This is a genomic window from Cohnella sp. CFH 77786, from assembly GCF_019400745.1.
GTDB lineage: Bacteria > Bacillota > Bacilli > Paenibacillales > Paenibacillaceae > Cohnella.
This window is the reverse complement of record NZ_WJIB01000017.1, coordinates 38,489-62,048: the sequence shown is the minus strand read 5'-3', so window position 1 is coordinate 62,048 and position 23,560 is coordinate 38,489. Positions and strand designations below refer to the sequence as shown.

Sequence of the window (23,560 nt, the reverse complement as noted above, 5' to 3'; positions counted from 1 at the left end):
CTTTATACTGAAACTGCAAATCCAACATAAACAACCGAAGGGGATGAAAGCATGTCGTTCTTGCAACGCGGATGGAAAGCGGCGGGCATCGTGCTCCTCGCTGCAGCGGTCACGATCGCCGGTTGCGGCAAATCCGGCGGCAGCGGTGAAGCCTCGCCCAGCGGCAGCTCGGGCGCAAGCTCCACGCCGTCGGCCTCGGCCTCTCAATCGCAGACGCCGGCCAAAGAAAAGGTAGTCATCGAAGTTTGGACCAATTCGCGACACGACAAAGACGTTCGGGAGGCGATGGTCAAGAAGTTCAACGAAACGAACGACAAGAATATCCAGATCGACTACAAAATTTTCACCGACAACTACAACGACCAACTCAAACTCGCGCTCAATTCGGGTCAGCTGCCGGATCTCATCTACAATTTCCCGTCCTCGCTGTCCGATGCCAAAATCGCCATGGATTTGACGCCTTACATCACGCCGGAAATGAAAGCGCGCTTCTCGCCCGCGGCGTTCAACCCGCCTCCATGGGTGGGCGGCATCGAAGCCGTGCTCGAGAACGCGACGACCTTCAAGCTGGTCTACAACAAGGATCTGTTCCGAGCCTCGGGCCTCGATCCCGAGAAACCGCCGGCGACTTGGGACGAGATGCGGCAATACGCCAAGACGATCACCGAGAAGGGCGGCGGCAAGAAGTTCGGTCTCGGCCTTCCGCTGAAGCAGACGGTTTTCTGGAACTATTATGTGATCGTTCCGGCCGCGTTGTCCGGCGACAATCTGGGCCGCAACGGCTTTGACGCCACCAAAGGGGAATACGATTTCTCCAAGTATGCCAAGTACATCCAATGGTGGATCGACGTGAACAAGGACGGCAGCATTTTCCCCGGCATCGGCACGTACGACAACGACATGATCCGCGCCCAGTTCTCCGAGGGCAACGTCGGCATGCTTTCCGCGGCGACATGGGACATCGGGGTGTTCAACGACCAATTCCCGGCCAAAATCGATTGGGGCGTGGCGGATTTCCCGACTTGGGACGGCAAAGCCGGCGGAGGAGTTCCGTACGAGACGGGCAACGGCTGGAACATCAACAAGGACACCAAGCATCCGGAGGAAGCCAAGGCGGTCTGGGAGTTCTTCCTGTCGGACGAAATGTTCGTCGAGCTTGCCAAGAAAGGGCTGGGGTCCTACACGAATTTGGCGGCCCAAGACAAATCGATCCAGCCGACCGATCGCAAAGGCGTAACCGGATTCCTCATCAACGACAAATCCAAAGACTATCCGTTCTCGCCGAAACTGGACTATTCGTTGGTCAACCCGCCGCCGAAAGTCGGGAACATCGACGTAGGCGCCGGCGCCGCGATCTTCGATGCGATGAACCAAGCCTTCTTGACGGGCAAGGATATCGACAAGCAGATGAAGGAACTGGGCGATGCTTACAATCAAATCCTGAAAGCCAACGTAGACGCAGGCAAAGTCGACATGAACAAATACGTCGTCAAAGATTTTAATCCGTTGAACTGAACGGATGCGAATAGACACCCCCTTCAGAAGTCGGCCGCGCGCTTCAAGGGGGTGTTTGTCCGAAAGATCCGTATATAAGGAGGGATCGGCCTCGAAATGGATGGCTTAAGCGAAGAAAAGTATTACAAAACGGTGTACGGGGGATGGCTCGGCAAAAACATCGGGGGCACCCTCGGCGCGCCGGTGGAGGGCCGGAAGGAAAGGCTCGGCTTGACCTACTACCCGGTATTGCCGGACGGCCCGCTCGAGAACGACGATCTCGATTTGCAGCTGGTGAATTTGCACGCGCTGGAGCAGTACGGCACGCGTCTCACCGCCCGGCTCATCGCCCAGGAATGGCTTGAGCACGTCTTCTTCCCCTTCGACGAGTACGGCTACGCGCTCGCGAATCTGAGGCGGGGGCTGCTGCCGCCCGTAGCGGGATTCTTCGATAATCCGTTCGCCGATTGCATGGGTTCGCCGATCCGCTCCGAGATTTGGGCGATGGCCGCGCCCGGCGCGCCGGCCGTGGCCGCCCGATACGCTTATGAGGATGCAAACGTCGATCATGCGGGCGGCGAGGGCGTGTACGGCGAAATGTTTTTCGCCGCGCTGGAAAGCGCGATTTTCGCGGAGACTGATCGGGACCGGCTCATCGCGATTGGTTTGAGTTTCATTCCGGAAGTTTGCCGAACGGCCAAAGCGGTGAGGGATTTGCAGAAATGGCACCGGGACGGCAGCAGCTGGACGGAGGCGAGGGAGCTCGTTCTCCTGCATCACGGCAGCGACAACTTCACCGACGCTCCGCAGAACGTGGCGTTTACGATCCTGGGCTGGCTGTACGGAGAGAGCTTCGAGGACGCCATCCTCAAGACGGTCAACTGCGGCTACGACACGGACTGCACGGCCGCGACGCTCGGCGCGATTCTCGGCATGATCGGCGGTCCCGAAGCGCTGCCGGTGAAGTGGACGAGACCGCTCGGCGACAAAATCGTGGTCAGCCCGCCGATCAAGGGATTTCCCGTGCCGGCCGATCTGAACGAGCTTACGCTGCGGACGATGCGTATAGGCCGGCAGGTACTAGCCTGCTGGGGGATCACGCCCGGCGCCAGCCATTGGCATCCGGACGACGGCATCCGGGCGCTTTGGCGGGAAGACCCGGGGCGCAATCGGTGGCTGCTGCCGGAGCCGTCTTCCGAGCCGCTCGGACTCGAGCTGCGGCTGGACTACGGAGCCGGCGGCCCTTCCATCGGAGCGGGCCGGGAGAAGACGCTCGCGTTCACGCTGGTCAATCATTCGAGGGAATCGTGGCAAGGACGGTTTTCGCTGGACGTTCCGGCAGGCTGGGAAGCGGGGGCGGATCAGCCGATACGGCTCGGTCCGGGCGAAAGCGGCTCGTTTCCCATGCGGCTGCGGTCGGGAGGGTCGAGAGCGCCTTCCTACCGGCTAACTGCCCGGATCATCCGGAATCATGATCAAGCGGTCTGGCATGAACTCTCGGTTCCTTTCAGTCTCGTGGCGGCCCCGGAGTGGCAGATAGGCGGGCCGGACGGGACATGGCGGGATGCGGTTTTCTCCGGGACCCGGCTGGAATGGGAGCAGCTCCCGGGCTCGGAAGAGGCAGACGGGATCTACCGGGCGCGTACGCGGCTCACGGTTCCGAGCGGCCGGACGATGAGGCTGATCGTCGCCTCGCGAACGCCGGTCAAGGTGCAATGGAACGGCGAGACCTTGATCGAGTCCGGAGACGGCGAGGAATGGATGCCGGCATTCCATCGGGCCCCGGCCAGTCAGCGGTTCGAACGCTTCGTGGAAGGCGGAAGCTATCTGCTCGAAATCGAAACCGTCAAGAACGGCCGGCCGCTCGAAACCCGAGTGCTGCCGGTGGCCGGAGGCGAACCGTCGATGGCGGGACCGTACTTTTATTTTACGGATACGTTGTTTACGGGATTTTACGATTAGAGGAGGAGAATGAGGGATGAAGCGGACGGCACGACCTGTACGGATCCGGATGTTGGCGGTTTGGATGGCCTTATCGTTGGGACTTGCTGGAATGTGGACGCCCGATGCCCCGAAGGCGGAAGCCGGCGGAACGTTTCAGCCGACCGTCGTCAGAGGGTTCAACACGAGCGCGTTCACGGGTTTGGCGAGAGCGAAAGACGTTTACGGGGCCAACGTATTCCGGCTGCAGCTGACGCCGAGAACGGAAGCGGCCCGCAGCGGAGTGAGCATTTCGGTCGCTTGGCAGCGCCAGCTCGAGAACATGGAAGGCGCGCTCAAGGATGCCGCCCGGCTGGGCATGTACGTCATCGTCGACCTGCACGAGCCGCCCCTCGCGAACCCGGCGCTGAAGACGAACTCGGACGCTTTCTGGTTCGACGACGCCAACAAGCAGCTGCTCATCGACTGCTGGAAGGAAATCGCGCAGCGTTTTGCGCCTTATCGGAACAACATTTGGGGTTACGATCTTCTGAACGAGGCCTATAACTATTCGGAATTGCCGCTGGCCGCGGCGAACTGGCCGGTTTGGGCGAACGAGATTACCGACGCGATCCGGGAATACGACCCGCAGACCCCGATCATATACGAAGTTGGTCCCGGCGCGCTTCCCCGCGGTTTTATCGAAAACCAATGGATCGATGCCGGCCCTCCGTTCCCGGTGAAGTACCAGGGAGAAATTCCGCTCATCCAGGACGATAAGGTCATCTACAGCGTCCATATGTATAATCCGTTTGCCTTCTCGCATCAAGGCTTAAGCACGTTCAACAAGGCGCCCGTCACGACCGACTGGCCGGACAAATACGCCTATCCCGGCGTTATCGGCGGGAAAATGTGGGACAAACAGGCGCTCCTCGATGACCTGAAGCCGGTCATCGATTTCCAGAACAAATACCATGTCCCGATTTACGTCGGCGAATTCAGCGCGATCCGTTGGGCACCCGGCGCGGCGCAGTACACGCGGGATCTGATCGATATTTTCGAGGAGCACGGCTGGAGCTGGACGTACCACGCGTATAAGGAATGGCACGGCTGGGATCCGGAATACAACGAAACGATGACAAGCGATCTCAATCGGGAGTCGGCGAAAGCGTCGGAACCGACGGACCGCGAGCTGATCTTGAAAGCCTATATGGGGCGAAATACGTTCCTCCCTTCCGACGGCTCCCCCGAACTGCCGGTCAACTTGATCAAAAACGGCACGTTCGAGACGGACACGAATGGCGACGGGCTCGCCGACCGGTGGGGCAAAGGGCCGCAGGCGACGGCCTCGCTCGTCGATTTCGACGGTTCGAAGGCGCAGAAGGTTACGGTTTCCGCGAATAACGTCAGGGGAATCGACCAGGGATATTTCGCGGTGTCCGACAAAAACCGGTACAAGCTGAAGCTTCGCATCCGGGTAGACAGCGGCAAAGTGCAGATCATTCACCACGACAGGAACAGCTTGAGCCAGGCGCTGGGGGCGGTTGCCGTCGATTCGGTCGGGAGTACTGAAGGGCGGTTCGTGACCAAGGAGTACGAGTTCGTCCCGGGTCCCAATGTCGCCCAGATGGCTCTCTGGTTCTGGGGACTTCAGCCGGGCGAGTGGTACGTGGACGACGTGGAGATCCTCGATCTCGGCGAGGTCGCGCCCCAGTATCCGCCCGTTACGGCAGCCCGCGCGATCGCCCCGGATCAAGTCCGGTTCGAAGCCGCGGCCCATGAAGGACGTACGGTTGTAGAGACGGTGTATCGGCTCGTCGGGGAGAACGGCGGATGGACCGCCGTCCCGGCGGACGGCGTCCTGAACATCGAGCCCGGTTCGCATGTGATCGCTTTCCGGTCAACGGATTCGGCGGGTATCGTGGAACGCGCGAGAGCGATCGAATGGACGCGGGAGACGCCGAGCGCCGCGCTTCTGCTCCAATGGGTGGACCGATACGAAGAATGGGGCTGGATCGAAGGCGAAGGAATCGCCAGCAGTCTTCGCGCCAAGCTGGAGCAGGGCAACCTCCGGCCTTTCGTTAACGAGGTGGAAGCGCAACGCGGCAAGTCGATCCGAGAGGAGGCCGCGGCTTATTTCCTTCGGGAAGCGGCTGGGCTCTCCGCATCCGAGCAACAGCGATGAAAAAAAGAACCGTCAGGGAGCAGACCCCCCTGACGGTTTTCCTTATGGACGGTTCGCGGCCAAGCCCGCAGCGGCGTCAGGCGAAAGCGCGCCATCATAAACCCGCACGTCATCCATCATGCCCTTGAATGGCGTGTCCCACCAGTTGACGCCCAAGCCGAAGACGGCTCCTCCCGCCGAGAAAATATCGGGGAAGTTCGTTCCCCCAAACTTTTCCGCTCCGTTCACGTAAACGCGGATCGAACCGTTGTCGACGGTGAACGCCAAATGCGTCCATTCACCGGCCGGCATCGTCATTCCCGTCGGCGCATCATACCAATTGACGCCGGACCAGACCATCGTCTGATTGTTCGCCGGGCCTTGCGGCACGAGGAACATGGATAGGCAAGCTGACGGAGGTCACGATCATACGGTTTCAATTGTCAGCAGCCAACAAAGTCGTCGTCGCGGTCGGGAGAACCGACTCTTCAAGCTGGACGCCCGACGTCTCGATCGGAACGATCCGATCGGCACCGCGTTTCGGCGGGACGGCGGGGCGATGGGCGAAATAGTGGCGGAGAGACGCTAATTCGGCGGGACGGCGGGGCGATGGGCGAAATAAAGGAGGAGAGACGCTAATTCGGCGGGATGGCGGGGCGGCGGGGGAAATAAAGGCGGAGAGACGCTAATTCGGCGGGATGGCGGGTCAGCGGGTGAAATAAAGGCGGAGAGACGCTAATTCGGCGGAGAAGTCGCGCTTGCATGTTCCACAAATTAACAAACAACTTTTGGGCAATTGTAAAGTTGTCAGGATGACCACACTCTGTTATAGTGGGAGTACCATGAAATCCTAAAGCGAAATGTCCACAACTCACAGCTTAGTTTCCGGCGGCAGCCGGAAAGCGGGGGAACCAATCTTGTGGGGCGAATCGGTCCGATTCCGGGGCCGTAGGGAACCATCTATCCCGAGCCCGTCAGCTAACCTCGTCAGCTTTGGATGGGTCAGGCATTTGCAGGCGGAGGCTTGCCTTCGTTTGCCTATCGACCCGTGTATGCGGGTCTTTTTTTGTTGCCGGAGACCCTTCAAACTAAAATCATTGAAGGAGGAAGACAGATGGCACAGCCCAAGTACTTGACCGATATCGGGAGAATCGAAGGCATACAGGAACAAGAGAGGGAGAAGCTGAGGCGGATCACGGAGAAGTTCGTATTCCGGGTGAACGACTATTATTTGAAGCTGATCGATTGGAAGGACCCTTCCGACCCGATCCGCAAGCTGGTCATTCCGAACGCCGACGAGTTGGGCGAATACGGCCGCTGGGACGCTTCGGACGAGGATACGAATTACGTGGTGCCCGGCTGCCAGCACAAATACGCATCCACTGCGCTTCTCCTCGTATCCGAAGTGTGCGGGGCGTATTGCCGGTATTGCTTCCGCAAGAGGCTGTTCCGCAACGACGTGAAGGAAGCGGTGACGGACGTCGAGCCCGGACTTCGTTATATCGCCGAACATCCGGAAATCAGTAACGTTCTGCTGACGGGCGGGGACAGCCTCATTCTCGGCACGCCCAAGCTGAGGTCGATTATCGCGCGGTTAAGGGAAATCGAGCACGTCAAAATCATCCGGCTGGGCTCCAAACTGCCGGTATTCAATCCGATGCGGATTTACGAGGATGAAGCGCTGCTGGATACGATCCGGGCGTTCTCCAGGCCGGAGAAACGCATTTATATTATGGCCCACGTGAACCATCCCCGCGAGATCACGTCGGAAGCGGTCCGCGGCTTCGAGGCGCTGCACCGGGCGGGTGCCATTGTGGTGAACCAGACTCCCGTGCTCAGGGGCATCAACGACGATCCGCAAGTGCTGGCCGAGTTGCTCGACCGGCTGTCGTGGGCGGGCGTGACGCCGTATTACTTCTTCGTTAATCGTCCCGTGGCGGGAAACCGGGCGTTCGTACTGCCATTGGCCGAAGTATACGACATCGTGGAGAAGGCCAAGGCACGCACCTCCGGCTTGGGGAAAAGGGTTCGGCTGTCGATGAGCCACGCGTCGGGCAAAATCGAGATTCTGGCGATCGAAAACGGCAAGGCGTACCTGAAATACCACCAATCGCGCGACGGGCATTACGGACGGTTCATGACCCTCGACTGCCCGCCGGGCGCGGCATGGTTCGACGATCTCCCGGGGAACGAGAAGTACTGGAAGAAGCCCGCGAAGAAGACGGACTCGGTCGTATCGGCGAACGACCTGCCGGATGCTCCGAGAGCGCCCGGCCGGCACAGAAACGTCGTCTGGACGGAGATATGACGCTTTCCGGAGGGGAGCCGGAGGAGGAGGGCCGAGCGGATCGCGGCCAGCCCTTTCGCACCGATTCCAGACCGGCGCCTCCGGTCAAATCTTGAATCCCCCGAAAAGCGGCATGACCGCCCTCACGATGCCGAGGCCGATCTGGATGGGAGGCCAAATCTGCTTGACGAAACCCGCGAAGCCGCCCCATCCTCCCCCTGCTCCCGCATTTCCCGTTGCTCCGAAAGGCGGGAAGCCGAACAAACCGCCCCATCCTCCCCCTTGTCCCTGTACAGGGTTAAACGTTGGCGCGGCGGCTCCGAAACCGGCGGCTCCGAAACCGGCGATGACCGCCCGGCCGTTCCGCTTCCCGAAAGTTCGATTCCGCTTCCCCGCGTCCATGGCTTCAACAAGGGTCAACGTGTCCCGGTCCACGGCGGTCACCCATCCGATACGGCAGCTTCCGTCTTTCAGAACCACGCATACGGGTTGATGCATCCATTGCCTGGCTTGATCGCCAGTCTGTCTGCCGGTTGTAGCATGCATGCGGTTGCCTCGCTTCCTTAACAGAATTACTACAGCATATGCAGGTATGATTCCGCCGCTTGTACGAATGCAATGCCCCGGCAACCGTCCCTGATCCTCTCCCGAAAGTGACTCTGCTTCGCCGCGGGGGCCCCCATCCCTGACGATACCCCGCCATTATAAAGTTCGTTCGCCTGGGCGAATGCAAGCACGGGGTCATCTCCTCTTCCATATACCTATTGAAGCATGGACGAATGAGGAGGAACGCGAATGGAGTATATGGATTTGCTGTCCAAGCTGGGGGTGGCTTCCGCCCATCCGGGAGGATTCCGGGCGACGAAAAGGCTGCTCGAGAAAGGGTTGCAATCGGCCGGGCTTCACGTCCTGGAAGTCGGCTGCGGCACAGGCAAAAGCGCCTGCTATTTAGCCCAGCAAGGGTTCCGGGTGACCGCGCTCGACCAGCACCCGCTCATGCTTCACAAAGCGAAGCAGCGCGCGGAGAAAGAAGGGATCGGGGGGATCGAGTGGGTCCTTGGCAGCGTGCACGATTTGCCGTTCGGCGACGCGGCGTTCGACGTCGTCTTCGCGGAGTCGGTGACTTTGTTCGCGGGGCTGGAGCCGTCTTTGCGGGAGTATTATCGGGTGTTGAAGCCGGGCGGCCGACTGCTGGACCGCGAGATGGTGCTTCATGAAGAATTGCCGGAGACCATCTACGAGGAGATCAAATCCTACTTCCGGATCGACAAGATCCATACCGTCGACGAGTGGCTCGAATGCCTTCACCGGACGGGATTCCGGTGCGAGCGTCCGGAATTGGACGCGTTCGTGAGCCACGAGCAGTCCGTGGAGCAGAACGATATCAAGGAGATGGACATCTCCCTGCTGTGGGATCCGGAGGTCGGAGAGGGCATCCTCAAGTATTCCGAGCTGATGCTGGCGCAGCAGCCTTACTTCCGGGCGTGCGACTTCATGGCGACGAAAGAACAATGGGCGCATTGACTGAGGGAACATTCTTGCATCGAGGACAATCGTCCAATCCATGCACCCGCACGGCACATAATATGCAGAGTGATCCGACATCACAAATCGATTCCAAAGGAGGACTGAAACCATGAGCTATCCTGTAGCCGGAGGATTTGCCGGGGCGGCTGCTTTCGTCTTGGTTTTGTTTATTCTTCTCGTCATCGTGCTGGCTGGTTCCGTGTTTATCTAAACCGTGCAGGCTACATCGATTGCCGGACGCGTTTCGCGCCGACCCCCGACCAGAGATGCTCTGGTCGGTTCTTTTTTTTTCTACGCTACATCCCCTTCCTGAGGCAGCGTTACGTTCATTGTACGGTGGCATGAAAATTGCTTGACTTTGGACGCAGGCGCACGGTGCGCTGGCGATGACAGACGTTACGGCAAAGGAGAAGGACGGCGTATGACCAACTCCACTCGAAAGTACGTTTCGGTTTCCGCGGATTTTCCAGGCCCCAGAACCCGGGAGCTGCTGGAGCAAAGACGACGGTATGTCTCCAGCGGGGTGGGGAACACGACCCCGATCTTCGTCCGGCAAGCGCGCGGGGCGCTCCTGACCGACGTAGACGGCAATGCGTTCCTCGACTTCGCAGGCGCGATCGGATCGCTGAATGTCGGCCATTGCCCGCCCGAGGTGGTGGAAGCCGTCCGGCATCAGACGGAGCAGTACATCCACGCGTGTTTTCACGCGGCCATGTACGAGCCTTACGTGGCGCTGGCGGAGAAGCTTGCCGCCATCACGCCCGGCCATTATCCCAAGAAGACGGTTTTGCTGAGCAGCGGCGCCGAAGCGGTGGAGAACGCCGTGAAAATCGCGCGCAAATTTACCGGGAAACCCGGGATCGTTTCGTTCGCGCGGGGATTTCACGGGCGCACCCTCCTGGGGATGTCGTTGACCGGCAAAGTGAAGCCCTATAAGTTCCGGATGGGGCCGTTCGCTCCCGCGACGTACAAAGCTCCTTATCCGTATCCGCTTCACCGTCCCGCCGGCATGACGGAGGAGCAGTACGCGGATTTCTGCGTCGCGTCGTTCGAGGAATTTCTCCTGACCGAAGCGGCGCCGGAGGAGCTGGCCGCGGTCATCCTGGAACCGGTGCAGGGAGAGGGAGGCTTCATCGTCCCCCCGGCGGCGTTCGTGAGGGGCGTTTACGACATTTGCCGGGCATACGGGATCCTGTTCATCGCGGACGAAATCCAGACAGGTTTCGGACGCACCGGCGAGCTGTTCGCCTCCACCCATTTCGGAATCGAACCGGACTTGATCACGTTATCCAAATCGTTGGCTGCCGGGGTTCCGATCAGCGCGGTGACCGGCAGGGCGGAGATCATGGATGCCCCAAGCCCCGGGGAAATCGGCGGGACTTACGGCGGCAGCCCGCTCGGGTGCGCGGCCGCATTGGCCGTCATCGAGAAAATCGAGCGGGAGAATCTGGCCGGAAGGGCCCGGGAAATCGGGGAAGCCATCCGCGGCTTCTTCACGGCGCTGCAGAGGGAGTTTCCGATGATCGCCGAAGTGCGCGGATTGGGCGCGATGTGCGCGTTGGAATTTCTGGAGCCGGAAACGCGCAAGCCGCTTAAAGCTTTCGCAGCGGAGTTGATCCGGACGTGTTATGAATCGGGCGTGGTGCTGATGGGAGCGGGGATACACGCCAACGTCGTGCGGTTCCTCACCCCGCTCGTCATCACGGACGACCAATTGCGCGAAGGTTTGGAGATTATCGCGGAATCGATGGCGAAAGTGGCGGCGAAGGAAATCGCAGCTTCGGGATATCGGGGAGGCGGGACGTCATGAGGAAAAAGCTGTTCATCGCGGGGAAATGGGTGGAGGCCCGGGCGTATGCAACGCTGTTTTCGCCGTACAGCGGCGATCCGATCGCCGAAATTCCTGCGGCGAGCGTGGATGAGGCTGACCGTGCCATCGAAGCGGCTTGCGAGGCGAAGGCCGAGATGGCCGGCATGCCCGCCCACCGGCGATCGGCGATTCTGTATTCGTTGTCCCGGCTGCTGGAGGAGCGGGCGGACGAAGCGGCGCGACTGATCGCGGCGGAGGCGGCCAAACCGGTCAAGATCGCCAGAACCGAGGTCGAACGAACGATCCAGACGTATCGTTTCTCCGCCGAAGAAGCCAAGCGCATCCGCGGGAAAACGGTGCCGATGGACGCGGCTCCCGGCGGGGAAGGCCGGATCGCGTACACCGTACGGGAACCGGTAGGCGTCGTGGGCGCGATCGCTCCGTTCAATTTTCCGATGAACCTGGTCGCGCATAAGGTGGGGCCGGCCATCGCCTCCGGGAACGCCGTCGTGTTGAAGCCGGCGTCTCAGACCCCCCTGTCCGCTTTCTTCCTCGGCGAGCTGCTGGAGGAAGCGGGATTGCCGCCGGGCGCGCTGAACATCGTAACGGGCAGCGGCGCCCGGGTCGGGAACCGGATCGTGCAGGATGATCGGGTCGGCCTCGTCACGTTCACCGGCAGCCCTTCCGTGGGCATGGCGATCCGAAGCCGCGCCGGATGGAAGCGGGTAATCCTGGAGCTCGGTTCGAACGCGGCTCTGATCGTCGATAAAGACGCGGACGTTGCGAAGATCGTTCCCCGCTGCGTGCAAGGCGCCTTCTCCTACCAGGGGCAAATCTGTATTTCCTTGCAGCGCATCTACGTTCACGAAGCGGTGTATGAAACGTTCGTTTCCGAGTTCGTCGAGGCCGTGTCGCGATTGCGCATCGGCGATCCGTTGGATCCGGACGTCGACCTCTCGGCGATGATCTCTTCCGAAGAGGTCGGCCGATCCGTGGAATGGATCGAGGAAGCGGTCACCCGGGGCGCGCGGGTCGCCTGCGGCGGCAAGTCGGAAGGGCGCTGCCTGCAGCCCACCGTCCTGCTGGAAGTCGATCCGGCATGCAAGGTGTCTTGCCAGGAAGCGTTCGCGCCGATCGTGCTGATCAACCGGATCCGCGATGCGCAAGAGGGGGTCGAACGGGTGAACGACTCCCGTTACGGGTTGCAGGCCGGCATCTATACGGAAAATCTCCGTACGGCGCTCGACGCCGCGGAACGCTTGCGCGTCGGCGGCGTCATCGTGAACGACATCCCGACCTTCCGGGTGGACCACATGCCCTACGGCGGGGTCAAGGAAAGCGGACTCGGCCGTGAAGGCGTCGAATACGCGGTGCGGGAGATGACGGAGCTGAAGCTCGTCGTGTTTAACCGGCATTGACCGACGGCGCGGGATGGTGTAGTTTCGAATCATCCCGCAAGCAAAGAAGGGGAATGCCACGGAACGCAATTTGAAAACGGGAACAAAGGGCGCGATGCCCGGCAAATGGATCGTGATGCTGTTCCTCGCGGCCGCATTCGGCATCGCGGTTGTGTGGGTCTCCGGAAGCGACCGGCGACCGCCGCCGGATCCAAACGCGCCGCGCGAATATACATATGGCAAATTTACGGCCGCGAATGGAATGGAGCTTCATTATTTGCGCACGGAGCCGTCCAATGTCACGCCGGCGGTCGTGAATCAGAACGTCGTGCTGACGCCGTATTACGGGATTAACGGGGGTTTCTTCTACCAGTCGGATCTGCTCAGTATCGCGGTCGTGAACGATGTTCCCGTGTATCCGGAGAAAAACGGCTATGGAGACGGCGGAGCCAACGTGAAATACGCGAGAGGAACGCTCGTGTGGGACGGCGCGACCGGCGCGCTCAGCGTCCAGGTCGTGCGCCAGGCGTCCGAGCTGCGCGTCTTCGATCGCTCCCGCTATTGGGCGCAGGGCGGCATCAGCATGCTTCCGGGAGACGAAGAATCGTGGGAAGAGCAAGCGGCCGCCGAGAACGCCCCGTATGCGGAAGACGAACGGCTGCGCTCGGCCGCCGCGTTCGACCGGGATGGCCAGCTCTATCTCATCGTCAGCGCCAACAAGGGCACGCTCCGCGCGTTCCGCGAAGCGATTCTGGAGGGCTTCGGGCAGGACGTGCTGGCGGACGGCATCTTCCTCGACGGCGATGGCTCGTCCCAGCTGCGAAGCCGGCAGAAGGAGCTGAAAGGCGACGGCCGCCCGGTCGTCCAGATGCTGCGTTTGTTAAATTAGGCCGAACCACGGCTCGGCCCCGGTAATCATTCCCGCGTTTTCGGCCAATTACTAAGGGGAATAGGCCGAAAGGAGAATGAACATGGGCGACGAAGCAAGACCGAACGACTCGCAGCACGCCGCGCCGAAGCCGGACGACCCGAAGAAGCAGGGAAGGTCCGCCGCGAAGAAGAAGTCGAAATGATTGATGCCGGAAGCACAAGCCCATGACCTTCCTGTCATGGGTTTTTCAGCTCATTTGGGGATTCGGTTCGGATTCCCGAAGTTTAATGTTATATAAAGTGACATAACTATTGTCTTTGAGTAGATTTTGGGTCTATTATGTTATGTAACATAACATAAAGGCCTGAGCGTTCGGGTCTGAGGGAGGCCCGCCCATGCAACTGACCGTCGAGCAAGCCCTGTCCGTCTATCCGCTTTCCGAAGCGAAGTTGGTGGCCGGGTTCAATGGCATGAAGCGGATCATCCGCGCCGTCAACGTCATGGACGCGCCGGACATTACCGATTGGATCAAGGAAGGCGAAATGGTGCTGACCACCGGTTACCTTGTGAAGGACCGCCCCGACGAAGCGTCCCGGCTGCTGGAAAAGTTGGACAAACGCGGTTCTTCCGGGCTCGGCATCAAGCTCGGCAGGTACTGGGAATCGATTCCGGAACCGATGATCGAACAGGCCGACCGGCTCGGCTTCCCTTTGATCGAACTTCCTTACCGGTTTACGTTCTCCGATCAGATCAACGGACTGTTCCGCGAGGAAATGAAGCGCAGCACGGGAATGCTGCAGGACGCCCTGGAAAAGCAAATCCGGCTGATGAGGTTCGCGCTGCAATCCGATCCGATCCGGCATCTGTTTGAATCTGTGGCCGAAGTGGTCGGTCATCCGATCGCGGTGATCGGTTCGCGCGGGCAATTGGTCTACAACTCGTCGGGCGTTCCGGAAGACTGCCTTCTGGTCCGCTGGCCATGGTCGGTCCATCACGGGTGGATGCGCTCGGACGGCTGGCAGGCTTTCCGAATCCCGCTGATGAAACAATCGCAATGCACGGGTTACGCGCTGTTTTTCAATCCCCGGACGTTTCTCTCTCCGGTCGAGGAGAGTTTGTATTTCCAAGCTGCCGAACTCATCGCCTACCATCTGAACCTCAAATACGAAGATTATTTCGAGCTTTCGGTGCAGCGGGATTTCGGCCAATTGGTGAAACGGTATTTGCAAAACGGCATCTCCACCGAGTCGCTGCTGGGTTACGCGGAGCGCTGGGAGATCGATCTGTTCACCGGTCCGTTCCGTTGTGTGCTGATCGACGTATCGGGCCGTCTTGGGGGCGCGGCGCGGGAGGAAGCGTGCGAGAGGTTGAAGGCGGACTTGCTTAGGCACGGCCGGATCCGGGAGTTGAAAGGCATCCATATCGTCATGGACGAAGGTGTCCTGTCCGTGTTCCCGGAGCCGGAAGGCGGTTGGGAGGAGAGAGGCGATCCCTCCCTTGCGGCCTGCTTGAGCGCCAAGCGTTTGGCAGAAGGGGGGCCGAGGGCGGCGATCAGCAGCCGCAAAACGTCGGCAAGCCAACTGCATGACGCCTTCGGCGAGTGTCTTGAAGTCCGGCGGATGGCTGAGGAGTGGGGCATGGCCGAGAGGATCGTGAAATTCGAAACGATGGACTTGGCTTATGTGTTCGAACGGGTCCCTCTGGAAAGAATGCGCGCCTTCTGCGACAGGTGGCTCGGAAGCCTGTTCCATCGCGACGCCGAGTATGCGCAGGAAATGATGCGAACGCTGGAAACGTACCTGGCATGCGACGGGCAGCTCAATGAAACCGCCAAAAAATTGTTCATCCATCGCAACACCGCCACATACCGTATGGAGAAGCTGGGCGAAATTTTGGACGTCGATTTGAAAAAAGTGAACGATCTGATGCGGCTGCAGCTCGCTTTCCTGTTTAGGCGGATGCTGGCTGCGGCGGAAGAACGCGCGTTGTGACCGGAACGAGTTTAGGCGATCGTCATGATGACAACATGGATCCGTAATGCGTCATCCTGACTTTGAACACTGCGGTTTCGAAAGGAAGAGCGTCTCGCGGATCGAAAGGCTCGGAAAGGGGGGGACGCGATGTGTCGAGTGGGTCGGACGGCGGCGAACGGGGGAATGGAGTCGGGGTGCGAAGATCCTTGGGCTTATGTCTCGCGTCCCGGCGGCATGGTCGTATGGGCGACCGTTATCGCGGTCGAAGGTCATGCTTACCGAAAGGAAGGGGCCGCCATGGTTCTGTCTCCAGAAGGAAAAGGCGCGGGCATCATCAGTCCGGGTTGCCTGGAAGACGACCTGAAGGCACGGGTTCCCGAAGTGTTGGCGTCGGGGCTGCCCGAGCTTGTCGTTTATGACATGCGGCCGGAGGAAGATCCGCTCTGGGGAGAAGCGATCGGCTGCGGCGGCCGAATCACCGTGCTGCTGGAACCGCTGGACGGCGAGATCCTCCGGCTGCTCCGGGAAGTGCGCGATCGCGTGGACCGGGGAGAAACCGCCGTTCTGGAAAGGTGGCGGGACGGCAAGGGAATCTCGTACCGCTTAAGGGTCGATAATGCGGTGGCGGGAGACTTGGGAACGGCAGGCAAGGCGGAGGAAAACGCGGCAGCGGAAGCGGGAGGAAATGAAGGCGGGGTGGAGGGTGCCGAAACGGCAACGGGTGTTTCCGGGATGACGGCAGGCGGCGGGCTGCTTCATGAGGCAGTTTTTCGGCCCAAAACCAGGCTGATCGTATTCGGTGCCGGCCGCGATGCGCCTCCGGTGTGCGAGCTGGGAGCGCGGATCGGCTTCCGCGTCGTCGTAGCGGATTGGCGGCAAGGCCTTCTCGCAGAGGAACGGTTTCCCGGCGCGGCGGAAATGGTGGCGGGAATGCCGAGAGAGCTGGCACGTAAGCTGGCTCTTGGTCCGAAGGACTTCGTCGTCCTCTGCAGCCATCAGCTTCGTTGCGACCGCGAAATGCTGGAGGAGCTTCTGCCCATCCGTCCCGCGTACATCGGGGTGATGGGTTCGCCGAAGCGGATCTCGGTGCTCTTCGAAGGGCTGCCGTGGACGCCGAACGTCCATGCTCCGGTCGGATTGGACATCGGAGCCGAGGGGCCGGATGAAATCGCCGTCAGCATCGCCGCCGAGCTGATCGCAAGGAGAGCCGCCATTGCTGGAGGCAGGAAAGGGGCGGGAACCGATGCGGATCGCAGGATTGTATTTGGCAGCCGGAAAGGGCAGTCGGATGGGAGGCAACAAGCCGTCCGCTGAGTTGGCGGCGGGTAATCCCTTAGGGCGCGCCGCGCTCGAGGAGTTGCTGAAGACGGAACTCGATCCGATTGTCGCGGCGGTTCGGCCGGGGGACGCCTTGGAATGGCTTCCGCCGGACGCCGTTTCGCAAAGCCGGTTCCGCGTCGCCGTATGCCCGGACGCCGACGAAGGGTTGTCGCGTTCGCTGCGCTGCGCGCTCGCTGAGGCGCTCCGTCTGGCTCCGGACATCCGGGCCGCGATCGTGGCTTTGGCCGATCAGCCGATGGTGACTTTGTCCGAGTTCAGGCTCTATCTGGAGGCGTTCGCCGGGAATCCGCTCCTGGATGCGGTGGCCGGTTCGAACGACGGTCAGCCGGTGCCGCCCGTCCTGTGGAACCGTTCGATGTTCGGCGATTTGAGCGCCCTCGAAGGGGACTCGGGAGGCCGTAACTTGCTGCGCCGGGATGGGATCCGCCGGGCGTTGATCCCTCTGGGCCGCTATGCTGTCATGGACGTGGACACGCCCGAAGATTTCGCCAAGGTTCGCGAGAAGTGGGCGGCATTCTCGCGATCCAAGCGTTTCCGCGCTTCCGAAAATCTATCGAATTGACCGGCCGGCGAGGGGGGGCGAAACCGCCAAACCGCCAAACCGCCCCTCGTGAGCAACGAATGGCCCCCAATACTTTATCGGGAACCCGCCTAGGTTGGCGGGTTTCGTTTTTTGTGCATTATGTAATTATATCTAACATAAAATAAAGAAAACATGCATGACGCACAACGAAATCGTAACTTTTCATCCAAATTACCAATATGATGTTATATAAATTGACCAATAAGTTACGCAAAAGTACAGTGAAGGTACTTGGTCGCGCCAACCGGCCGCAAAAGTGAAGACGACAAATGAGGTCGTTTCCGACTGGATGCCGCCAAGAGATCGAGAGAGAGAGCTGGGGAGGAACGGTATGAAACGGAACGCAAAAGGGTGGACTTGGAGTTTGTCTTTGATCGTCGTTCTGACGGTGATACTGACGGCATGCGGCAGCAAGCCGGAGCCGTCCGCGAGTCCCTCTGCTTCGGCCTCGGGTACGGCGCCCGCAAGCGGCAGTTCCGATCCGGCATCGGCCTCCGCTTCGGCGGAGAAGAAAATGCCGAGGGTCGCCTTCGTCTACATAGGACCTCCGGGCGACGGCGGATGGACGTTCGAGCACGACAAAGGACGCAAATACATGGAAGAGAAGCTCGGCATCAAGGCCGATACCGTGGAAAACGTGCCGGAAAGCGCGGACGCGGAGCGCGTGATCACCGAGCTGGCCCGGAACCATGACGTCGTCTTTACGACAAGCTTCGGTTACATGGATCAGACGCTGAACGTGGCGAAGAAGTTTCCGAACGTCAAGTTCCTGCACACCGCCGGCTACAAAACCGACGACAACATGGGCACCTACTTCGGCAAAAACTTCGAAGCCAGCTATCTGACCGGCATCGCGGCAGGCAAAATGACAAAGAAAAACGTGCTGGGATACGTCGGCGCATTCCCGATCCCCGAAGTCATTTATAACCTGAACGCCTTTACGCTCGGCGCCCAGAGCGTCAATCCTAACGTTAAGGTGAAGGTCGTATGGTCGAACACCTGGTTCGATCCGACGGTCGAACGACAGGCGGCGGTCAGCCTGCTCGACCAAGGAGCGGACGTGCTGCTGGCGTACCAGGATTCGCCGGCGACCATCCAGGCGGCCGCCGAACGCGGCGCGATGGCCGGAGGCAACGATTCCGACATGTCCCGTTTCGCGCCGGACGCTTACTTGACCAATCCGGTCTGGAATTGGGGCCCGTATTACGCGAAGACGGTGCAAGCCGTTGCGGACGGAACATGGAAAAGCGAGCAATACCTCGGATCGATGGCGGACGGCATGGTCGATCTGGCGCCGCTCGGCAAAAACGTGCCGGAAGACGTGAAGGCGCTCGTGGAAGAGAAGAAGAAGGAAGCCAAGGAAGGCATGCTGAAAGTGTTCGCCGGACCGATCAAGGATCAATCCGGCGAGGTCAAGGTGGAAGCGGGCAAGGAGCTTCCGATCGAGCAGATTTTGGAGATGAACTGGCTCGTGCACGGCGTAGAAGGCACGATTCCGAAATAACCGGAAGCCTCATAGCCAATCCCGACAAATCCCTTGCAAAAGGGATTTGTCATTTATCCGCACCCATAGAAAAAATCATGCAGCCGGCCGGCAAGGCCATGGAGGAGGAGAGCGGCATGACCGTTACGATGTCGGTGGAAATGCGGCAAATCGTCAAGCGGTTCGGAACGGTAACCGCGAACGACCATGTCGATTTCGGCGCCCTTCCGGGCGAAATTCACGCGCTTCTCGGTGAGAACGGAGCAGGCAAGAGCACGATGATGTGCATGCTGTCCGGCGTGTACCGTCCGACAAGCGGCGATATCCTGATCGGGGGCGAGAAGGTCCGGATCCGTTCGCCTAAGGACGCCATGAAACTCGGCGTCGGCATGGTATTCCAGAACTTCCGGCTCGTCCAGACGCTGAGCGCGGCGGAGAACATCGTGCTGGGCGAGCGGTCGTCCTTCTGGCGGGGGCCGAAGTGGATAAAAAGAAAGCAGGAGGAGATCGAGGCGATCTCGCGGAAGTTCGGGCTTTCCTTTCCCGTCGATCGCCCGATCTGGCAGCTGTCGGTCGGGGAGCAGCAGCGCGTGGAAATCGTCAAAACGCTGTACCGGGGCGCGAACCTCATCATTCTGGACGAACCGACGTCGGTGCTCACGCCCGGGGAGGTCGACCGGCTGTTCGAAACGTTGGCGTCGATGAAGGCGGAAGGCAAATCCGTCATTCTGACGACGCATAAGCTCAAGGAAGTCATGGCGGCGAGCGACCGGATCTCCGTCATGCGAAAGGGCCGGATGATCGCGGTCATGGACAAGAAGGAGACGAACGAGCGCGAGCTCGCGCGGCTCATGGTCGGCAAGGATTTCGCAGCCCCGCGTCCTCTCGCCGATCGGCCGAAGGGCAAGCCGGTTCTGATCATGGATCGGGTCGAGGTGCTCGGGGGCCATGGCCGCAAGGCGTTGGACGGCATATCCCTTCAGGTGCACGAAGGGGAAATCGTCGGCGTGGCGGGCGTCGCCGGCAACGGCCAGAAGGAGCTGGCGGAGGTGCTGGCCGGCCTGACGGAATGGAGGAAGGGCACGATCCAATTTGGAGGCCAGACGTTCAAACGGGCTTCGGTGCGGGCGGCCATTGAAGCGGGAATCGCGCACGTGCCGGAAAACCGCATGAAAAGCGGGCTGGCAGGCAGCTTGGGCGCGGTCGACAACCTGCTGTCCAAATCCTACCGGACGCCGGATCGCTCCCGTCTCGGCTTCCTGCTTCACGGACGCAACCGAAGCTGGTCGCAAAGCTTGATCGAGCGGTTCGACGTCAAAACGCCGGGGATCGATACGCCCGTGCGCCAGCTGTCCGGGGGCAACCAGCAGAAGCTGCTGTTCGCCCGCGAAATCGAAATGAACCCGAAGCTGATGCTCGCCGTCCACCCGACGCAGGGGCTGGACGTCGGGGCCGCCGAAGGCGTCCACCGGCTGCTGACGGACCTCCGCGAAGCCGGGAGAAGCGTGCTGCTGATCTCGGAGGACCTGGAGGAAATCATGCAGCTGTCGGACCGGATTCTGGTCATTTACAACGGAGCCATCGCGGGTGAATTCAGCCGGGCCGAGGCGGATCGGGAGCGGATCGGCATGTACATGGCCGGCCTGCGTGACGCGGAGGGGGATGCAGGATGAGCGACAAACCGGCAGGAAGCGCGATCGCGGCGAACACGGCGGCGGCGCCCGCTGCGGCGGAGCCGGCCAACGAGGGACGGCTTCGGCTGCGGATCGAGTTCGACCCCCAGCGGCAGGGCAGTCCCTGGTGGATCCCGATCGTTTCGGTCGTGCTCGCTTTGGCGGTGTGCGCGGTGTTCATCGCCGCCAGCGGCATGAATCCGCTCGCCGTTTACCGCAAGATGTTCATGGGGGCTTTCGGTACCGAGTTCGGCTTCACGGAAACCCTCGTCAAAACGATTCCCTTGCTTCTGTGCGGACTGGGCGTGGCGATCGCCTACCGGATCTCGGTGTGGAACATCGGCGCGGAAGGGCAATTCGCGGCTGGCGCGATCGCGGCGACCGCGGTCACGATTTATTTTCCGGGATTGCCGGCTTACGCCGCCATTCCGCTCATGATCGCGTTCAGCCTGGCGGCAGGCGGCCTCTGGGGCCTGCTCACCGCCATCCCGCGCACGTATTTCCGGGTCAACGAGCTGATCTCGTCCCTCATGCTGAACTACGTGGCGCTTCTTGCGCTGGACTACTTCGTTTTCGGACCGTGGAAAGACCCGAAAGGGATGAACTTCCCCGGAACGCCCATGTTTACCGAAGCTCAGTCGCTGCCCGTCCTTGGCGCCACGCGTCTCCATCTCGGCCTCGTTTTCGGGCTGGCGGCCGTTCTGCTCTACGCGCTGCTCATCCGTTACACGCGCTGGGGATACGAGCTGAAGCTGATCGGCGCGAATCCGGATGCGGCCAAAAACGCGGGCATCCCGCTGAACCGGCATATCCTGATCGTCATGCTCCTCAGCGGGGGACTGGCGGGTCTCGCCGGCATGAGCGAAGTTTCCGGGGTCGCGCATAGACTCATGTACGGGATATCCCCGGGTTACGGGTATACCGCGATCATCGTGGCGTGGCTCGCGAAGCTGAATCCGTTCGGCATCATCCTGTCCTCGTTCCTGTTCGGCGGCTTGATCGTCGGGGGCTACAGCGTGCAGACGATCGGCCTTCCTTCTTCCGTCTCGCTGATGCTGCAGGGAGCCATCCTGTTCTTCCTGATCGCGGGCGATACGTTGTTCAAATTACGGCTGCGGCGCAGCGGCGGAAAGGGGCGGGAAGCGTAATGGATCTCTTCACGCAACTGGTCATGGCGGCCGTTTCGTCGGGAACGCCTCTGCTTATCGCTACCTTGGGCGGCATCCTCATCGAGCGCAGCGGCATCATCCAGCTGGGCGCGGAAGGCTTGATGCTCATGGGGGCGGTCACCGCTTGCCTGACGTATCTGCACACCGGCAGCCTTGCTCTCGCGCTGCTTGCCGTATTCGGCGTCAGCGCCCTTCTCGGCTTGATCCACGGCGTCATGACCGTATCGCTGAGGGCCAACCAGATCGTCAGCGGCCTGGCGATGACGCTGTTCGGCACCGGGTTCAGCGCCTATCTCGGAAAACCGGTCAGCGGCATGCCCATTCCCGGCTCCGTCCCGAAGCTGGAGCTGACGTTCCTGCAGGACGTTCCCGTGCTCGGACCGATCTTCGGCAGGCTCGATCTGCTCACCTGGTTCAGCTTCTTCCTCGTGATCGCGATGCACCTGTTCATCCACCGGACTTCCGCCGGCCTGCACCTGCGGGCGATCGGCGATAATCCGGCGACGGCGGACGTCATGGGCATCCGGGTACAGTGGACCCGCTATGCCTGCATCGTGATCGGCTCCATGCTGATCGGGCTTGCCGGGGCGGACCTGCTGCTCGTGTTCTCGCCCACTTGGATCGAAGGGATGACGGCCGGCCGGGGATGGATCGCGGTCGCGCTCATCATTTTCGCCCGCTGGAATCCGGTCCGCGCTCTTCTGTGCGCTTACTTCTTCGGGGTGCTGGACACGCTCGGCTTCCGCATCCAGCTCGTCGGCAGCGAGGTTCCGTCCTATTTCCTGAAAATGATTCCGTACGTGGTGACGATCCTCGTGCTGATGTTCCTGGGCTGGCGCAACCGGAATCAGCCGTCCGGCGCGCCCGAATCGCTCGGCGTTCCGTATTTGAGGGAGCAAAGGTTCTGAAACGAAAAACAATCCTAGGAGGGGGAGCGCGAATGGCGATGGAACGTCACGAAAGGTTCTCGCTTCCGAAGGTATGGAAGCCCCGGAACGTCGGGGAAGCCTGGTCGCTGAAACGGAGCTTCGGTTCAGACGCCGAGTACGTCGCGGGCGGCACGCTGCTGAGGACGTGGTGGGAAGGGGAGGTTGCCGAACGTCCGGCCCACCTCATCGATATCCGTTCCCTTCCTCTACTGGCGGGGATCCGGATCGCCGAGGAAGGCGGCACAGGCATCGGCGCTTGCACCACGCTTGCGGAGATACGCCGCAGCTGCGGGCTGGCCGCCGAATATCCGGCGCTGCCGGAAGCCGTGCTGCAAATCGGCGCGTATTCCATCCGGAACGTCGGCACGATCGGGGGGAACGTCGCCTCGGGCATCGGTGACGCCTTGCCTGCGTTGCTCGTATACGATGCGGAACTGCTCTGGTTCGACGGATCGGAAGAACGGATTGCGATAAGCGAATGGCTGGAACGGCCGGAGGACTGCCGGCGGGATCGCGGGAAGCTGTTGATGCAGGTCCGCCTTCCGGATCGTGCGAATGCGGTGGAAACGCCGACGGGCGGCGGGAATGCGCCGTTCTCCGTCTACCGGAAAGTTGGCCGCCGGGAGGCGTTTACCCCTTCGGTCGCGACGGTAGCGATATCCGCCGGAAGGACGGAGGACGGGCGGCTGGAACGCGTCCGGATCGCGGCCGGCGGCGGTGCGGCGGTGCCGCATCGGCTGTATGCCGCAGAAAGCCTGTTGGAAGGCAAGACGCCGGATCCGGACCTCCTTCCGTTGATCCATGAGGCCGTCGAAGAAACGTTCCGCCCCAAGGGCGACGTATTCGCCGGCGAGGAATACCGCAAGCGTACCGCAGCGAACCTGGTCGCGGCGGAGCTGTGGAAGCTGTCGGCCGGCCGGCAAGGAAAGGAGTGAGCGG

The 23,560-nt window shown here is 60.9% G+C and carries 19 protein-coding genes and 1 riboswitch; of the genes, 17 read left to right on the top strand and 2 right to left on the bottom strand.

The features are described 5' to 3' along the window. Positions 1-51 precede the first annotated feature (51 nt). From GE107_RS21285 to GE107_RS21275, 3 genes are all read left to right on the top strand, one after another. Complete coding sequence (locus GE107_RS21285) at positions 52-1,515, top strand: ABC transporter substrate-binding protein (protein WP_219642650.1); 1,464 nt, start codon at positions 52-54, stop codon at positions 1,513-1,515. Between the two features lie 96 nt (positions 1,516-1,611). Continuing rightward, positions 1,612-3,456 (top strand): ADP-ribosylglycohydrolase family protein, encoded by a 1,845-nt coding sequence (locus tag GE107_RS21280; RefSeq protein ID WP_219642646.1) that lies wholly within the window; start codon positions 1,612-1,614, stop codon positions 3,454-3,456. A 16-nt stretch (positions 3,457-3,472) separates the two neighbouring features. Then, the gene (locus GE107_RS21275) at positions 3,473-5,599 is read left to right on the top strand and encodes a cellulase family glycosylhydrolase (protein ID WP_219642643.1); all 2,127 of its coding nucleotides are present in this window, start codon (positions 3,473-3,475) and stop codon (positions 5,597-5,599) included. A 42-nt stretch (positions 5,600-5,641) separates the two neighbouring features. Here the strand turns inward: GE107_RS21275 and GE107_RS21270 are convergent, their stop codons facing one another. Continuing rightward, positions 5,642-5,977, bottom strand: coding sequence for a LamG domain-containing protein (locus GE107_RS21270; protein ID WP_219642642.1), 336 nt, complete (start codon positions 5,975-5,977; stop codon positions 5,642-5,644). Between the two features lie 466 nt (positions 5,978-6,443). Continuing rightward, a riboswitch (cyclic di-AMP (ydaO/yuaA leader) is annotated at positions 6,444-6,586 on the top strand. Between the two features lie 106 nt (positions 6,587-6,692). Here GE107_RS21270 and GE107_RS21265 point away from each other — a divergent pair. Next, the gene (locus GE107_RS21265) at positions 6,693-7,886 is read left to right on the top strand and encodes a KamA family radical SAM protein (RefSeq protein WP_219642633.1); all 1,194 of its coding nucleotides are present in this window, start codon (positions 6,693-6,695) and stop codon (positions 7,884-7,886) included. 84 nt (positions 7,887-7,970) lie between these two features. Here the strand turns inward: GE107_RS21265 and GE107_RS21260 are convergent, their stop codons facing one another. After that, on the bottom strand, positions 7,971-8,411 hold the full coding sequence (locus GE107_RS21260; protein ID WP_219642630.1) for a hypothetical protein: 441 nt from the start codon (positions 8,409-8,411) through the stop codon (positions 7,971-7,973). Positions 8,412-8,660: 249 nt separating this feature from the next. Here GE107_RS21260 and GE107_RS21255 point away from each other — a divergent pair, with 249 nt between their 5' ends. The 13 genes from GE107_RS21255 to GE107_RS21195 all read left to right on the top strand — a co-directional run bounded on the left by GE107_RS21255 (position 8,661) and on the right by GE107_RS21195 (position 23,556). Further along, positions 8,661-9,389 (top strand): class I SAM-dependent methyltransferase, encoded by a 729-nt coding sequence (locus tag GE107_RS21255; RefSeq protein WP_219642628.1) that lies wholly within the window; start codon positions 8,661-8,663, stop codon positions 9,387-9,389. A gap of 112 nt (positions 9,390-9,501) precedes the next feature. After that, the gene (locus tag GE107_RS21250) at positions 9,502-9,603 is read left to right on the top strand and encodes a sporulation protein YjcZ (protein WP_219642625.1); all 102 of its coding nucleotides are present in this window, start codon (positions 9,502-9,504) and stop codon (positions 9,601-9,603) included. A gap of 210 nt (positions 9,604-9,813) precedes the next feature. Then, positions 9,814-11,202 carry a 4-aminobutyrate--2-oxoglutarate transaminase gene (gene gabT, locus GE107_RS21245; RefSeq protein ID WP_219642621.1) on the top strand — a complete coding sequence of 463 codons (1,389 nt, stop codon included), beginning with the start codon at positions 9,814-9,816 and terminating at the stop codon, positions 11,200-11,202. Next, entirely contained in the window at positions 11,199-12,620 is a 1,422-nt protein-coding gene (locus GE107_RS21240) for an aldehyde dehydrogenase family protein (RefSeq protein WP_219642618.1), read from the top strand. The genes gabT and GE107_RS21240 overlap by 4 nt, the downstream gene beginning before the upstream one ends. A 70-nt stretch (positions 12,621-12,690) precedes the next feature. Continuing rightward, positions 12,691-13,488 (top strand): hypothetical protein, encoded by a 798-nt coding sequence (locus GE107_RS21235; RefSeq protein ID WP_219642615.1) that lies wholly within the window; start codon positions 12,691-12,693, stop codon positions 13,486-13,488. A gap of 377 nt (positions 13,489-13,865) precedes the next feature. Continuing rightward, a complete protein-coding gene (locus GE107_RS21230) occupies positions 13,866-15,461 on the top strand; it encodes a PucR family transcriptional regulator (protein ID WP_219642612.1) in 1,596 nt (531 codons plus the stop codon). A 129-nt stretch (positions 15,462-15,590) separates the two neighbouring features. Next, on the top strand, positions 15,591-16,757 hold the full coding sequence (locus GE107_RS21225) for an XdhC family protein (protein WP_255570724.1): 1,167 nt from the start codon (positions 15,591-15,593) through the stop codon (positions 16,755-16,757). Continuing rightward, positions 16,732-17,346: a nucleotidyltransferase family protein gene (locus tag GE107_RS21220; protein ID WP_219642609.1), complete on the top strand. Its 615-nt coding sequence runs from the start codon at positions 16,732-16,734 to the stop codon at positions 17,344-17,346. The genes GE107_RS21225 and GE107_RS21220 overlap by 26 nt, the downstream gene beginning before the upstream one ends. Positions 17,347-17,698: 352 nt before the next feature. Then, entirely contained in the window at positions 17,699-18,871 is a 1,173-nt protein-coding gene (locus tag GE107_RS21215; RefSeq protein ID WP_255570723.1) for a BMP family ABC transporter substrate-binding protein, read from the top strand. Between the two features lie 116 nt (positions 18,872-18,987). Further along, a complete protein-coding gene (locus tag GE107_RS21210; RefSeq protein ID WP_219642606.1) occupies positions 18,988-20,523 on the top strand; it encodes an ABC transporter ATP-binding protein in 1,536 nt (511 codons plus the stop codon). Then, a complete protein-coding gene (locus GE107_RS21205) occupies positions 20,520-21,671 on the top strand; it encodes an ABC transporter permease (RefSeq protein WP_219642603.1) in 1,152 nt (383 codons plus the stop codon). Before GE107_RS21210 ends, GE107_RS21205 begins: the two co-directional genes overlap by 4 nt. After that, a complete protein-coding gene (locus tag GE107_RS21200; protein ID WP_219642601.1) occupies positions 21,671-22,600 on the top strand; it encodes an ABC transporter permease in 930 nt (309 codons plus the stop codon). The genes GE107_RS21205 and GE107_RS21200 overlap by 1 nt, the downstream gene beginning before the upstream one ends. 32 nt (positions 22,601-22,632) lie before the next feature. Continuing rightward, entirely contained in the window at positions 22,633-23,556 is a 924-nt protein-coding gene (locus GE107_RS21195; RefSeq protein ID WP_219642599.1) for an FAD binding domain-containing protein, read from the top strand. Positions 23,557-23,560 lie beyond the last annotated feature (4 nt).